This window comes from Clostridium drakei (assembly GCF_000633595.2).
GTDB lineage: Bacteria > Bacillota > Clostridia > Clostridiales > Clostridiaceae > Clostridium_AM > Clostridium_AM drakei.
In genome coordinates this window covers 21329-36407 of sequence record NZ_JIBU02000031.1, presented here as the reverse complement: position 1 = coordinate 36407, position 15079 = coordinate 21329, and the positions used below count along the sequence as shown (strand labels likewise).

Annotated in this window: 13 protein-coding genes and 1 pseudogene; 7 read left to right on the top strand and 7 right to left on the bottom strand. The window is 27.4% G+C overall.

The window, feature by feature from the left end; all coding sequences use genetic code 11:
- Positions 1 to 288: 288 nt before the first annotated feature.
- Positions 289 to 717, top strand: a pseudogene (locus tag EG57_RS27485) (cache domain-containing protein); the annotation flags it as partial.
- A gap of 66 nt (positions 718 to 783) precedes the next feature.
- Here EG57_RS27485 and EG57_RS0216115 read toward each other — a convergent pair.
- From EG57_RS0216115 to EG57_RS0216105, 3 genes are all read right to left on the bottom strand, one after another.
- Positions 784 to 3351 (bottom strand): RyR domain-containing protein, encoded by a 2568-nt coding sequence (locus EG57_RS0216115; protein WP_032078216.1) that lies wholly within the window; start codon positions 3349 to 3351, stop codon positions 784 to 786.
- Between the two features lie 130 nt (positions 3352 to 3481).
- Positions 3482 to 4036 (bottom strand): flavodoxin family protein, encoded by a 555-nt coding sequence (locus EG57_RS0216110; RefSeq protein ID WP_032078215.1) that lies wholly within the window; start codon positions 4034 to 4036, stop codon positions 3482 to 3484.
- A 34-nt stretch (positions 4037 to 4070) separates the two neighbouring features.
- Complete coding sequence (locus tag EG57_RS0216105) at positions 4071 to 4739, bottom strand: phenylalanine--tRNA ligase beta subunit-related protein (RefSeq protein WP_032078214.1); 669 nt, start codon at positions 4737 to 4739, stop codon at positions 4071 to 4073.
- A 133-nt stretch (positions 4740 to 4872) separates the two neighbouring features.
- On the opposite strand from EG57_RS0216105, the gene pdxR reads away from it, so the two are divergent.
- The 6 genes from pdxR (at position 4873) to EG57_RS0216075 (ending at position 11239) form a co-directional block, all read left to right on the top strand.
- Positions 4873 to 6267 (top strand): MocR-like pyridoxine biosynthesis transcription factor PdxR, encoded by a 1395-nt coding sequence (gene pdxR, locus EG57_RS0216100; protein WP_032078213.1) that lies wholly within the window; start codon positions 4873 to 4875, stop codon positions 6265 to 6267.
- 85 nt (positions 6268 to 6352) lie between these two features.
- Complete coding sequence (gene alr, locus EG57_RS0216095; RefSeq protein WP_032078212.1) at positions 6353 to 7537, top strand: alanine racemase; 1185 nt, start codon at positions 6353 to 6355, stop codon at positions 7535 to 7537.
- Between the two features lie 234 nt (positions 7538 to 7771).
- A complete protein-coding gene (locus EG57_RS0216090; RefSeq protein WP_032078211.1) occupies positions 7772 to 8470 on the top strand; it encodes a response regulator transcription factor in 699 nt (232 codons plus the stop codon).
- A 167-nt stretch (positions 8471 to 8637) separates the two neighbouring features.
- Positions 8638 to 9558: an ATP-binding cassette domain-containing protein gene (locus tag EG57_RS0216085; protein ID WP_032078210.1), complete on the top strand. Its 921-nt coding sequence runs from the start codon at positions 8638 to 8640 to the stop codon at positions 9556 to 9558.
- On the top strand, positions 9551 to 10306 hold the full coding sequence (locus tag EG57_RS0216080; RefSeq protein ID WP_032078209.1) for an ABC transporter permease: 756 nt from the start codon (positions 9551 to 9553) through the stop codon (positions 10304 to 10306). Before EG57_RS0216085 ends, EG57_RS0216080 begins: the two co-directional genes overlap by 8 nt.
- 27 nt (positions 10307 to 10333) lie before the next feature.
- On the top strand, positions 10334 to 11239 hold the full coding sequence (locus EG57_RS0216075) for a sensor histidine kinase (RefSeq protein WP_032078208.1): 906 nt from the start codon (positions 10334 to 10336) through the stop codon (positions 11237 to 11239).
- Between the two features lie 33 nt (positions 11240 to 11272).
- On the opposite strand, the gene EG57_RS0216070 is transcribed toward EG57_RS0216075, so the two are convergent.
- Genes EG57_RS0216070 through EG57_RS0216055 form a run of 4 tightly spaced genes read right to left on the bottom strand, consistent with a single transcriptional unit; the run spans position 11273 to position 15054 of the window.
- Positions 11273 to 12544: a hypothetical protein gene (locus EG57_RS0216070; RefSeq protein WP_032078207.1), complete on the bottom strand. Its 1272-nt coding sequence runs from the start codon at positions 12542 to 12544 to the stop codon at positions 11273 to 11275.
- A gap of 3 nt (positions 12545 to 12547) precedes the next feature.
- Positions 12548 to 13300 carry an ABC transporter ATP-binding protein gene (locus EG57_RS0216065; protein WP_032078206.1) on the bottom strand — a complete coding sequence of 251 codons (753 nt, stop codon included), beginning with the start codon at positions 13298 to 13300 and terminating at the stop codon, positions 12548 to 12550.
- A gap of 18 nt (positions 13301 to 13318) precedes the next feature.
- Positions 13319 to 14353: a sensor histidine kinase gene (locus EG57_RS0216060; RefSeq protein WP_032078205.1), complete on the bottom strand. Its 1035-nt coding sequence runs from the start codon at positions 14351 to 14353 to the stop codon at positions 13319 to 13321.
- Between the two features lie 2 nt (positions 14354 to 14355).
- Positions 14356 to 15054 carry a response regulator transcription factor gene (locus EG57_RS0216055; RefSeq protein ID WP_032078204.1) on the bottom strand — a complete coding sequence of 233 codons (699 nt, stop codon included), beginning with the start codon at positions 15052 to 15054 and terminating at the stop codon, positions 14356 to 14358.
- Positions 15055 to 15079 lie beyond the last annotated feature (25 nt).

The following is a 15079-nucleotide window of genomic DNA, read 5'->3' as shown; positions in this document are numbered from 1 at the left end:
GCATAAATTGTGTTATAAAGTAGTGATTTTTAGATTAAGGTGGAGTTTGTATATGAGCAATACCTCTTATCTGGCAAGCTTATAAAATATCATTTAGATATTTAACTTGTCTGAGTCTTAGAAGAACTTATATAGAATAAATGTGTTGGTATATAAAATATAGATTTTAAAGCCAACACATTTATTTTTTATATTAAAAGGCCTATAAAAGTGTGAAATAGCAATAATAAGTAAATAAAATATATATTATACAACAAATAAAGAAATTTACATTATAAGTATAAAAGTAATATAAAATATTTTGGACCTTACGTACATGAAAATAATGGTAAAATAGTGTATACAGATGAGTATTCTACAGAACAATACAACTATCCAAGTCAAGAATGGTATACTATAGCGAAGAATTCAAATAAAACTGTAGTGTGGTCAAAACCATAGTATGATGAAACTTCAAAGATTACTATGGTAACAGTTTCAGCACCTTTTTACGATGAAAATAAACAATTTTTAGGAGTGACTACTGGAGATATAACCAGTAGTCAGAAAATGATTGGAAATATTAAAATAACAAAGAAATCTTCAGAGGGTACTCAGAATATAGCAGCATCTACTGAAGAACAAAGTGCACTTATGAAGGAAGTTGCAAATGCTGCAGAAGTATTGTCTGAAATGGCAGTAGAATTAGAAAAAATATTTAGCAAATTTAAGATATAAGCTACAATTAAAAAAGCACTATACCATTATCCACAATTTGAATAATGGTATAGTGCCTTTTTAAAATTAAACGTTAGTATTACCTAAAAATTTTAATCTTTCTAACTTGAAATTTGATTTTGCCAATATTTCTGGCCAAATATTAACCATCTGGTATACTTTATTTTTTCTTTCTTGTGATAAATTACTCCAAGAGACAATGGCTGGATCAGTTTTTTCCTTATTATTTTTAACTTCTCCGTATTTCCATCCATTTCTTTTCCTATAACGACACCAACGCTTATGTTCATCCTTGGCCAAAATTTCTAATTCACTTTCTGTAAATTGGATATATCCTGGACTTTTCTTAACAGAAATGATGTCATAGTTAATTTTAAGCAGTGAATTTGGAATATGCATAGCTTGTTCACGATTAGAATTTCTAAGTTCTTCATTAAGTTTTTCCCATGGTACAAGGAAATCTATGAGATCCATATTTGTATTTTCTTCATTAAGTATTCTATATTTATTATGAATAGCTATTGCAAGATTTTCAATTTTTTCTCCATAAAAAGCATCTTGCATTAAGTGCCTTAAAAATTGTTCTTCATCTACGTGTAATTTAAGTTGTTCTTTAGAAGGTAAGTCACATTGTTCCCAAATTTTAGCATTAGTTAACATACTCATTTCCAGTATTGCTTCCATGGATCTTGATTCGTGTTTATACCTTTTAATTTTTAATAAAGCTCTTAATACACCATTATCAATTTGAGCTTCTCCGTCATCATTTATAAGATGAGGAACTTTTCTTTCAAGTAAAGAACGTAGAAGCATTGCTCTTCTAATTATAAACAATTGATCTTTTTCATTTGTTTGATTTGGTCCTAAAATATTTACATATCCTCTTAACCTACTTGTAAAGTCAGGTCCTTTTGCACCTTTAAAGTCTATAAAGAAATTTTTCTTTTCATTTTCTTCCTTTATATCTTCACCAATAAATTCCTTAAAAGTACTGCTTGTTCCACCAGCAAATACAAATATAGCTTTTCCTATAGGATGTACAGAATCTCCATCTCTAAATATTCCATCCTGCATAGGTGCTAAAAAGTATTTTAACCATCCTAATTTTCCTTCAAAAGTAGAATCAAATTCATCAAAGAATACTAGTGGAATTTTACCCTTTAATGAAAAATCTCTCATTTTATGAAAAGAACTGATTAAATCTAGTGGACTTCTAAATTGAGATAAATTGAAATCTAGTTTTTCAATTAACTCTGGTGCAATACTGTCAGCTATTTCTGTTATACCAAAGGACTTTCCTGAACCTGGAGTTCCGAATACAGATATGGAAAGAGGTCTAACAACATTTTTCTTTGAAATATATTCACACATAAGGTTTTTAATACTTCTATAACTTTCGATTTCTGTTCTATCTACAGTTTGTAAATTTCCAAATTGTGCAATGGGTATAGAATTAAGTACATTTTTAACTCCATTTTTTACTATATTATATGCTATTTCAGCTAGATTAGCAGAACTTTTATCACTAAGTATATACCAATAGTTGTTATTTTCCTTATCAGGTATTTTTACATCTTGGATTAAATCCTTATATATAAAGTCATTTTCATCTTCAATGAATATTGAAGGATTAGGAAATTGGAATTTTTCAACATTTTTTCCAAAACCACTTACAAAGTATTTTTGTGCAGCAACAATTCCTTCATGTATTCCTTCTGATATTAATGAAGATAATTCTTCCTTATTATACATTCCTAAGGCAATACTGCGAGTAAGTCCAGCAACAAAACAAGAGGTAAGCCCGTACATTTTACCTTGATTATCTTTAAAAGAACTTCCTTCAAATTCATAAGGTATAAAGTATAGATAAGCTTCATTTATTCCTTCATCTCTATAATAAATAGCACCTTCAAGGCCTAAAGGAACTATAAGGTGATGACAATTAGCTAGAAAAGCAAGATTAGGATTGTTATGAATTTGCCATAAAAATTCTTGTGCTGTTTTTTCCCAAGAAAGGCTTTTACTTATATTAACTCCCTTTGAACGCAAATCATCTCCATTTATGATAACTATAGTTTTTTCAATATGAGCTTCTTCTAATTGTTTCCAAAGGATACTAGTTCCAATAGGATTATTCATTTTATATAAAACTATTGGAGATTTTTCATGTGTCTTTAATGCTAAGGGCCAAAATTCATCATTAGAATTGAAACCATTATTTTCATCATCTATTACAACTATATCAGTATTAGCATCATCATTATTTATGGGAAGTAGCTTTGGAGTATCACTTAGTGGACCAGTAAATCCTAAAAATCGTTTTATTCTATATACTTTGTCATCACTTTTTTTATCAGCATATGCAGGAAAAAGATCTAATTCAGCTATTGAACGTAGAAAATCCTTTGATAAACTTGCTTCAATATCATCTATTTTAGGTGAATGTATATCTGCATCTACAGCTAATGCCATAAGTTTTGCCAAAAGTAATGATTCACCTGATTTTAATATACTATGTACGTTTAAATGAGTTTCCCAGTTTAAACCTTTATTATTTTGTGGTTCTGTTATCCACTGCAGCGAATTTATGCATATATCTCCAGTTACAACAATTTTTAATTTTTTATTATCCATCATATTCACTTCCTCATTGTAATGTAATTATAAGTATGTATTTATAAATAATATCTTAAATTTAAACAATTTACAACCTTTAAATATGATCTATACAATAATTATTTGTGAAATATAGGTAAAAAGTTTTTTATATGGACTTTCCTAACTCTTCTGCTTTCCAAAGTACATCTGTTTTTTCAATATCACCTTTTTCTTTAACATTTGGTACTGTTAGTACTCCTCTATTTTTCCAATTCATATAGCTTACAATTTGTTTATATGTTATTATTATTCCATCAAATATTTTCATTCCTTCATCTGCACCACATGTAAGCAATATGCTCTCTTTGATTTTTAAATGGTGTTTACAATTTTCTTTCAAATAAGCATTCATCTTATCAATGGCAGCTTTGATATATGTAGGAAAACTAAACCAATACAAAGGCGTGCAAATTACTAACATATCTGCTGATTCTAATGAAGGTATAAGTTCATCAAAATCATCTTGAAAAGAGCAAGGTTTTCCTTTAATCCAGCAAGTTCCACAAGCTTTACAGCCATGAATTTTTTTTCTTGCTGTTTCAAATTTTACAACTTTATGGCCTACTGATAGTGCTCCCTTTATAAAGGCATCAGCCATTCTATCGCTATTTCCATTTTTTCTTGGACTTCCAGTCAATACTAATATATTTTTCTTTTCCAATTTAATTATCCCCCTTTAATATTGTTAAGATTTTCTAGAATATGTTAAGTGAATGAACTTTTGCATTAGGAGAAAAAATAGAAACATATTTAATAATGTCATTTAAATGGTTATGTATAGTAATATCGTTGATACCAGTAGGAGCATAGACACAAAAAAGCACATTTTTTGTATCGTTTGTAATTCTGGTTCTATAATCAGGTCCATTTAGGATACTAGATATAATACCTTTTTGATCTGATAGCATCATATCATTTGCAGCAGTAAATTGTTCCTTGCTAGAAATGCCAATAAAACTTTCAGTTCCATGGGTTAAATTCAATTGAATAGGTACTTCAATTTTATCAAGATCATGTGCTGCAGTTAAAAGCAAGTTTTTTAATTCTGCTATGAACATAGCTTCAACTATAGTAGAAACATTAGGTATAGGATTTGATTTTAACACCACTGATTCTAATTGAAGTAAAACGGGATAAGTTTTTTTAAACTTTTTATAATAATTTTTGTAATAGCACATAGGTTCAGATTTAACAAAATCTTTTCTATCATAATTTTTATATTGTGTTAATAATTGTTCTTTTAATAATAATTTAGTTTTAATAAATTCTGGGTTCGTATTCAAGTTTTTTACATCATTCATTACAAGGATTCCTAATTTAGCATCAGGATAAGCTTTTTTGAAATCTTCAGATTTAGTCAGCAATTTGCAACACTCCTTACAGTTTTATTATAAATTCATATTATGTATGCTATAATCTTAACAGATATAAAGTGGTTTAAATAGATCCACTTTATACAAAATATAGTAGAACCACTTGATTAGGAGATGTTGAATTATGTGGTTGAATATTGATAAAAATATGGAGATCTCCCTCATAAGACAGATTTATCAACAAATTAAATCAATGATATTGGAACAAAAAATATTAGCTGGAGAAAAGCTACCTTCTACTAGATGGCTTTCACAAAATTTAAAAGTGTCTAGAAATGTTGTGCTAGAAGCTTATGCACAGCTTATGGCAGAAGGGTATGTTGAAAGCAAAAGCGGATCGGGTACTACTGTATCAAAAGGTATTAATTTTAAGATAGATAAAAAGGTGGAAGAACATTTTAAAAGCTTTAAATATGAGGATGATGATAACGTAATTAAATTTCGTTCAGGCATTCCTGCGCTTGAAATGTTCCCTAAGAAAGAATGGGGAAGATTGTTTAATAAGGTATACAGAGATATACCTTTTTCAAGTTTCGGATATTGTAATACAGAAGGAGAAATGGAATTGAGACAAGCACTTTCAAAATATCTTTTTAGAATGAGAGGAATTAACTGTAAGCCACAACAAATAATGATTGTTTCAGGTTCCACACAAGGATTATCTTTGATATCAAACTTATTATATAATAGAGAAAAGGAAGCTATTGTGGAAGACCCTGTTCATTATGGATTATTAAAGGTTATTTCATCTTGTGGATACTTAATAAATCCTGTTCCAGTTGATAATAAAGGTATAAGGACAGATATGATTAAAACAGAAAATGACGTAGGATTTGTTTATGTTACACCTTCGCACCAATTTCCACTGGGAGGTGTACTTCCTATTCAAAGACGTATTGAACTTATTAAATTTGCTGAGAAAAAAGATTGCTATATTATTGAAGATGATTATGATAGTGAATTTCGTTATGAAGGTCAGCCAATAAGCTCACTTTATGAGTTAAATCCTAATAGAGTAATATATATGGGTTCTTTTAGTAAAATTTTAGCACCAGCTTTAAGGCTTGGATACATTTTGCTACCTGAAGCATTAATACCTGAGTATTTAAATTTAAAAATGTACTCAGATGTACATACTGAATCCATATCACAACTTGTGCTTGCAAAATTTATTAATGAAGGAAAACTTGAAAGACATATTTTAAAAATGAAAAAGGAGTACTGTAAAAAGCGTCAGGCACTAATAAAAAGTTTAAATTATAATTTTGCAGGTGAATATACAATAGAAGGAGAGGCTGCTGGGCTACATTTAGTTACACAGTTTAAAAACATTTTATTTACAGAAGATATATTGAAAAAAATTTATAAGGAAAAAGTAAAAGTATATCCAGTTGAAAAATATGCTATTCATAAGGGAAGGCATAATAATAAGATTAGTTTAGGATATGGACATCTTAGTGTTGAACAAATTGAAGAAGGAATAAAACGAATTAGAAGGGCTATCAAGAAAAAAATATAAAGTACACAATAATATAAATATTCACCACTTATATTTTAAGAGAATATATAGATAATAACTAAAGAATAAAAAGTGGGTGATATTTATGTTTAAGTATTTCAATCCTGAATGGGTAGAAATAAATATAGATAATGTAATTCATAATATTAGAGAAATAAGAAGAGTTGCTAAAAGTAAAGAAATAATAAGTGTAGTTAAAGCTGATGCCTATGGACATGGAGCTGTAGAGTTAGCTCCTATATTACTTGAAAATGGAGCAGATAGGCTGGCAGTAGCACTTCTTTCAGAAGCATTACAATTGAGAAAAAGTGGTATTAAGGCACCTATTCTCATTTTTGGATACACTCCTTTAAAGTATGGTAAGGATATTAGTCATAATAATGCCGAAGATATAATAAACAATGAATTAGAAGTAACTGTGCTTTCTTATGATTATGCAAAGAAGTTATCCAAAGTGGCTAAGAAACTAAATAAAAATGTAAAGATTCATATAAATGTGGATACTGGTATGGGAAGAATAGGATTTTTACCAACAACCCAAAGTGTAGAGGATATATATAAAATAAGTCAATTGCCTAATATAATAATTGAAGGGCTGTATTCACATTTTTCAACGGCAGATGAAAAAGATAAAAGTTACAGCAATAAGCAATTTAAAAGATATTTGGATTTTTATAAAAGGCTTGAAAAGAAAGATATAAAGATTAATATAAAGCATATGGCTAATAGTGCAGCATTAATAGACTTACCTTATACTCATTTGGATGCAGTAAGACCAGGAATAGCAAATTATGGTTATTACCCTTCAGAAGATGTTAATCATGATATTATAGATTTGAAGCCAACTATGACATTAAAATGCAATGTTGTTGCAAGTAGAAAACTTAAAGCAGGTTCGTATATAGGTTATGGAAGAACCTTTAGAACAGAAAGAACAAGCAAGATAGCTACTCTTGGCATAGGATATGCTGATGGATATGATAGACGACTATCTAATGTTGGTGAAATTGTTGTAAAAGGAAAGGTAGCTCCTATAGTAGGTCGTATTTGTATGGATATGTGTATGAGTGATGTAACAGATATTGATGATATTAAAGTTTCAGATGAAGTAATATTAATTGGAGAAAGCTCAAGTGAAAAGACAACAGTAGAGAATATGGCAAAGTTAACAGGTACTATACCACAAGAAATAACTAGCAATATAAGCAAAAGGGTTCCACGTCATTATATAAAGGACAATAAGTTAGTGAAAATAGTATATAGAGAATGATCTCGAAGGAATAGTGTATAGCTATTCCTTTAAAATTATTCTTAAAGGTAATATTGATATTTACCTAGGTTAGTAGAAAATTCATTTATTACATATGAGATAAAATCTTAGTTTTATTAATAAGATTAGAATATTATTAAATTTTTTCAATTATGTAAAAATAATCTATGATAAAATGTATATGTAAGTTATAAAATAAAAATAATTTTATATTTATTGGAATGGGAGAACAGTATGGATAAAAGAGCTAAAATTTTAGTAGTTGAAGATGAAAATGATATTAATAAATTGATTTGCAGTATTCTTGAAAATAAAGGATATAATGTTATACCAGCTTTTTCAGGTACAGAAGCTTTAATGCGTGTGGAAAACGAAAAATGGCATATGATTTTACTAGATTTAATGATTCCAGGAATTAATGGAGAAGAAGTTATATTAAAAATCAGAGAAATCACAAAAGCACCAATAATTGTGGTAAGTGCAAAGACATCTAAGAAAACTAAATTAGAATTATTAGAAAAAGGAGCAGATGATTTTATTTGTAAGCCATTTGATCCGGATGAAGTCGTGGCAAGGGTTAAATCTAATTTAAGAAGATATTTGGAATTTTCCACAGGTGAAGAAAAGAAAACTAATATTTTAGTATATAAAGATATTAGTTTAAATATAGAAAGTAAGGAAGTAAAAGTTGGACAAACATTAATAACATTAACTGCAAGAGAATTTGATATATTAGAGTTATTACTAAAAAATCCTAGTAAGGTGTACAGCAAATCCAATATTTTCGAGAGTATATGGGAAGAAGAATTTTTAGGCGAATATAACACTATAAATGTGCATGTGAGCAGATTAAGAACTAAGTTATGTAATGCAGGTGATGGTAAGGATTATATAGAAACAGTTTGGGGAATGGGATATAGATTAAGAAAATAGAAATCAAGTGATTCTTAGACTCAGGTGGAGTTTGTCAGTGAGGAATGTTTTGTTATAAAAGATGCAAAATTAAAAAATTTAATACTTTTGAAATGTTTTAGTAAGTTTTTCTTATAAAACATTGTTTATTATAAAAGCATGATTTATAAGAAGGAGGAAGCTTAAAAATGAATGAATATGCAATTAGATCTAACAATATTACAAAAATATATGGAAAGAATAAAGTGTTAGACCATGTGTCTATGAATATTAAGAAGGGTGACATATATGGCTTTATAGGGAAAAATGGTGCTGGTAAAACAACGATGATTAGAGTACTTGATGGACTTGCAATACCTGATGAAGGACAAGTTGAATTATTTGGACATAGTGAAGAAAAAGAACTTATAAAGGAAAGAAGAAGAATTGGTACATTAATAGAATCACCAGCTATTTATCTTAATATGACTGCTAGGGAAAATCTTGAACTTATTAAGATTCAAAGGGGGATACCTGGAACTAAATGTATTGATGAAGCTTTAAATTTAGTAGGTCTTGAAGATGTTGGCAAAAAGAAAACCAAGAATTTTTCTTTAGGAATGAAACAAAGGTTAGGAATTGCTATGGCACTTTTAAGCGATCCAGAACTTTTACTTTTGGATGAACCCATAAATGGATTAGATCCAATTGGAATAAAAGAAATAAGAGAACTTTTAATTAAACTGAATAGAGAAAGAGGAGTCACTATTTTAATATCAAGCCACATATTATCCGAACTTACTCAGATTTCAAATAGATATGGCTTTATAAATAATGGAAAGTTAATTAAAGAAATGACAGCTATTGAGTTTTCAAATAAATGCAAAACTTATCTTCATTTAAAAGTAAGAAATGCTTCAGATGTTTCCATTATTTTAGAAGATGAAATTGGAATAAAAGATTATGAAATTTTTCCAGACAATATCATAAGAATATATGATGAATTTGATTCAGAAAAAATTACATTAACATTAGCTAAGCACAATATAGGAATTAAAGAAATACTGACAATGGGTGAAACATTGGAGGACTATTTTACTAAATTAGTTGGAGGCAAGGATAATGAGTAATTTAATTAGAGGAGAATTTTATAAGTTAAAAAAAAGTAAATATTTTATTGGAATGATAATTATATCAATAGTAATTTCAATTCCTTTTATTAAGATATGGAGTGGAGATATACAAGAAAATACAATGCTGCAGCATGGAATATATTCAATAGAGTATACATTTATATTCATATTATTTAGTAGTTTTCTATTTGCTTTACTAGCTGAAGATTTTATAGCTAAAGATTTTAAAAATAAGAATATAAATAAAAGTTTTACTTATGGATATGGAAGAAAAGAAGTTATATTAAGCAAATTAATAGTATTTATAATGTTTTCTTTATTCTTAGAATTAATTTACACAGTAATTTTAGTCATATATGCTTCAATGAAATATGGCTTTTGGGATACTTTAGATACTAATGCTATAATGTATTTGTTTAGAATGATCAGTATTGGAATAATATACAATGTAGCTACAATAAGTGTAATAGGTGTAGTTGCTGTAATAACAAAAAGTAGTTTTTTTACATTTAGTTCACCTATCATATTATTTTTAGTTTATTATTTATTCTCTGAGTCATCACTTGTTTCTAAAAAGCTTTTTGTAGTGATATCATACATTCACCCTTATTTAAGAGGAATACGGGCAATGGGAAGATTTGCACCTATGTTGGACATTATAGCTGGAGTAGCTTCGTCAATTTTAATTTTAACTATAGCTATTGCAGGAAGTTTGTTATATGGAAAGTATGAGGATATTAAGTAAAATATTAAATAAATTAGGAGAAAAGGTATGTACTTATTAGTTGTTATTTTGGTTATGCTTTTAATAATTATATTTTCTGCAGTAATGTGCATTAAGTTATTTTCATATAAAAAACAAATAAGGGATATTTCAAGTCAAATTAAAGAATTTAAAGATAGAAAAAGCAATAAAAAAATTAATATTGAAATAGCTGATAAGTACATAGAAGAACTGGCTTTTGAAATTAATAAGTACTTAGAGTTATATAAAAGGCATGAACAAGAAAAAATAATATTTGAGGACACATTAAAGCAGGGGATATCTAATATGTCTCATGATTTAAGAACACCTTTGACTTCAATTATAGGATATTTAAAACTTCTTGAGGAAGATGAAATAGATAAAGAAGAAACGCTAAAGATACTTAAAAATAAAGCTAATAAATTGAACATACTTATAAATGATTTTTTTGAATTAGCATCAATAGAAAGTGAAGATTATGAGTTAAATATGGAAAGAATAAATATAACTAATATAGTACATGATGAAATATTATCATTTTATGAAGCCTTTGAGAGTAAAGAATTTGAACCTAAGGTGTATATTTTAGAAAATCCAGTTTTTATAATGGGAGATAAGGAAAGTATAGAAAGAATAATAGGCAATTTAATTTCCAATACTTTAAAATATGCAGATAGAGATATTGAAATAAATTTAGAAAAGCACAATGATAAGGTTGTTTTAAAAATATCCAATATATGCTTAAGCATTGATAAAGAAGATGAAATACATATATTTGATAGATTTTACATGGCGGACAAGGTAAGAAAGGGACAAGGAACAGGACTTGGATTGTCTATTGTAAAAAGTTTAATGGAAAAAATGAATGGAACAGTAAAGGCAAAGATTGAACAAAATAGAATTTCTATAATATGTGAATGGAAATGTGTATGAGTGATATAATAGGTACTATATTTTTAATTTTACTTAAATTAATTTTAATTTGTGTTTAGTTATTATATATCCAAGCAATTGAATAATAAAATAACATATTAATATTTTAACTGTGTTTACTATAAAATATATATTTATATTCAAAATGTAAATATATAAAATACTGGCAAGTACTGTTAAAAACACATGTGAAAAGAATATTATTCTAAGTTTACATACTAGAAGGGCATTTATTTCTTCATCAATTAATCCAATGCTATATAATTTGATTTTTTTAGATTGCCAATTATAGAGATCTATTTTCATTTTAAAATATAGTATATTAGCAGAAGTAATAAAACTTAATAATACAATAAAAATATATATTAAATTAAAGGAGGAACCTTTAAAAAAATCATAAACAATAAAAAACATTTTTATATTAGGTAGATCATAAATTCTGTGACTAATAATAAATGTGATATTTAAGAAGGCAATAAAGAAAATTGTAATTTTGTTATCTTTTAAAAAACTTTCTACTTCATTTATTAATAAAAGTTTCTTATAATAAAAATTTTTGCTTTTTCTCATATAAATAATAAATACTTTTGTGAAAATTAAGGATAATATATAAACTATCACAATGCATATTAAACAATAATCAATATAGTATTTAAAATGAAAGTCCACTATATTTCTTTCACTAAAGTTAATATAGATTATTATTAAAGTGAATAGTAATGTTTTTAACAGCTTTTCTTTTTTAGAATGTACTGCATGAAAAGTCCTGTCATTTGATGTATTTGATAATGGTACATTATCAACAAATTTAAATGTCCATAAAATGAATATGGTAGTAAGCAGAGCACAGTATCCAATAGTAACTATGCAAATAATTTTTTTGATTTGAAAATTAAAAGTGTGAATTCCTGCTAATTTAAATATGAAAAGTACAATGATTTTTGAAAATACAATTCCTAAAGTTAATCCTACAGAAACGTATATGATAAAAATTAAAGCATTTTCTATAAGAATTAGTATCTTAAGTTCATTACATGTCATACCTAAAGTCAAAAATGTTGTGAAATCCTTTTGTCTGCATTTCGTAAAAGAAATATAAATAAACATACTCCACAATGCTGTATTAAACACGGCAATTGATGGCAGTATAAAAATACTTTCTTGTGTAGATACTATTGCATAGGAATTATATAGTGTCAATTCAACAAAGAAGAATACAGCTGAGAGGATCAAACAAAGTATATATACAAAATATTGATCAGAATTTAATTTTATAGTTTTTTTAAGCATTTCTCTAAAATTCATATGTCATTCACCACTAATCACTGCTAGAGTATCCAATATTCTATTGAAAAAAGCACTTTGATCTCCCTTACTGTATATATCTGCAAATATTCTGCCGGATTTTAAAAAAAGCACACGTTTGCAGCAGCTTGCAGCATATATATCATGTGTAACCATAAGAATTGTTGTCTTCTTCTCTTCGTTCAGCATTTGCAGATGTTCCATAAAGTTCTTGGAGGTATTTGGGTCAAGACTGCCTGTTGGTTCATCTGCTAAAATAATGCAAGGATCATTTATTAAAGCCCTGCAAGCAGCTGATCTTTGTTGTTCCCCTATGGATACATTATATGGATACTTGTCTCTTATGTCATATATATTAAAAAGTGTAAAATATTCTTTTATTTTTTTATCAATATCTGAAGCTGATACACCTTTAAATATGAGAGGAAGAGCAGCATTTTCTGCAAGGGTGATGTTGTCGAGGAGATTAAAGTTTTGAAATATAATTCCTAAATTTTCACGTCTAAAAATAGATTTTTCTTTTTTACTTAGGGAAGTTATGTATTTATTCATTATTTTTACTGTTCCACCATTAGGAGCATCAATGCCTGACAATATATTAAGTAGAGTTGTTTTACCACTTCCTGATTGTCCCATAATAGCAGTAAATTCTCCACCTTCAATACTTAAATTTAAACCGTTTAATATATTAGTAGGGTTAATCTCTAAACTTCCTCCGTATACTTTAACAATATCTTCAGCACACAAAACTTTCATTGTATCACTCCAATGTATTTAAATTTTTGACGGGTAAATAATTGAAACTGTAGTTCCTTCATTAAGCTCAGATTCTATGAAAATATTATGATTCAATTTTTTTGATACTAATTTACATATATATAAACCTATGCCTGTAGCATCATGTACTTTTCTGCCATTTTCTCCAGTGAAAAATGGTTCAAAAACTCTTTTCATATCATAGCTGGGAATTCCAACACCCTCATCTCTAATTGTTAACTTAGTTTTATTATCATTTATGTAGATATTAAAATGTATATACTTTTTTTCTTTATTCACTGCAGAATATTTAATAGAATTTGATATAATTTGTTCAAGTATAAATTTGTTCCACTTTTTATCTGTAATAATAAGTGATTTCTTATATTGAAATTCTATTTTAGGAAATACATTGTTGTAGATAAAATGGCTTTTTTTACTGTTAATGACTTCTCTTAATAATGAAATCAAGTCTACTGTTTGCGGTTCATAATCCTTTGAAAAATCGCTTAATCTACTAATATTTAAAACTTGCTCCAAACCATTTCTAACTTTATTATTTTCTTCCCTTATATCAAAAAATAATTTTAATATATCTACTTCATTTTTGAGATTGAAACTTGTATATTTAGTTGATTTTTGTATAATAAGATCAATTAGTGAAGCTGGAGTTTTTATGTTATGAATCCATTGAGACAAAAAGTATTTATTTTCTGTGTCTTGTGCATAAATTGAACTAATTTTATTTGTATAATTTTCATGAATTTTAAGTATAGTTTTAGCAGCTTCTTTCTGTTCATTTGTTCTTGAATTTAAATTAAAATATCTATTTTCTATACCCTCATTAAGATTTCTATTAAATTTATAATACTTAACCCATTCATTTAATATTATAAATATGTATAAAATTATAGACAGTAAAAGAGGATATAATAAATCAATTTGAGCACCTAACAAATAAATGTAAAGAAGAATTAAAATTGTATTAAGAAAATACCCAATAGTAAAGGAAAGTTTATCTTTTATAAAATTTACTAATACTTTTTTATTCATATTTATTCCTCATGCTTACAATTACATTGAAATATATATCCTATGCCTCGTTTTGTTGATATAACTCCATTGGCATCTAAATACTTCAGTTTGTTTCTTATTCTTGCTATATTAACAGTTAAAGTGTTATCATCTACAAAAGTAGTGTCATCCCAAAGTTCTTCCAAAAGTTCCTCTCTGCTTACTATTTTATTTTCGTTTTTTATAAGTATATTTAAAAGTTTGAATTCATTTTTACTAAGTTCAATTTTAATATCGTTATAAAGCAGATCAAAAGTATCCTTATTGAGTTTAATACCTCCAATGCTTTCAACCATAGTTGATTCAACTGCATATTCACCATAAACTCTTCTTATTTCTGCCTGTATTTTAGCAAGTAGAAAGTCAAAGTTAAAAGGTTTTACAATATAGTCATCTGCACCTAATTCAAGACCTCGTATTTGTTCTTCATGACTATCCCTTGAAGAAATAATAATTACAGGCACTTTTGAAGTTCTTCTAAGAGTTTTACATAATTGGAATCCATCATAATAGGGTAAGTTTATATCTAAAAGAATTAAATCAGCTTTTGATCTTTCTAATTCTATTTCTATATTTCTAAAATTTTGTATATGAATAGTTTCATATTTATATTTTTGAAGATACTCGGCTATAAGATTGTCTAGCTTAATATCGTCTTCAATAACAAGTATCTTATACAAAACTGCTTCCTCCTTTTTTAAGCTT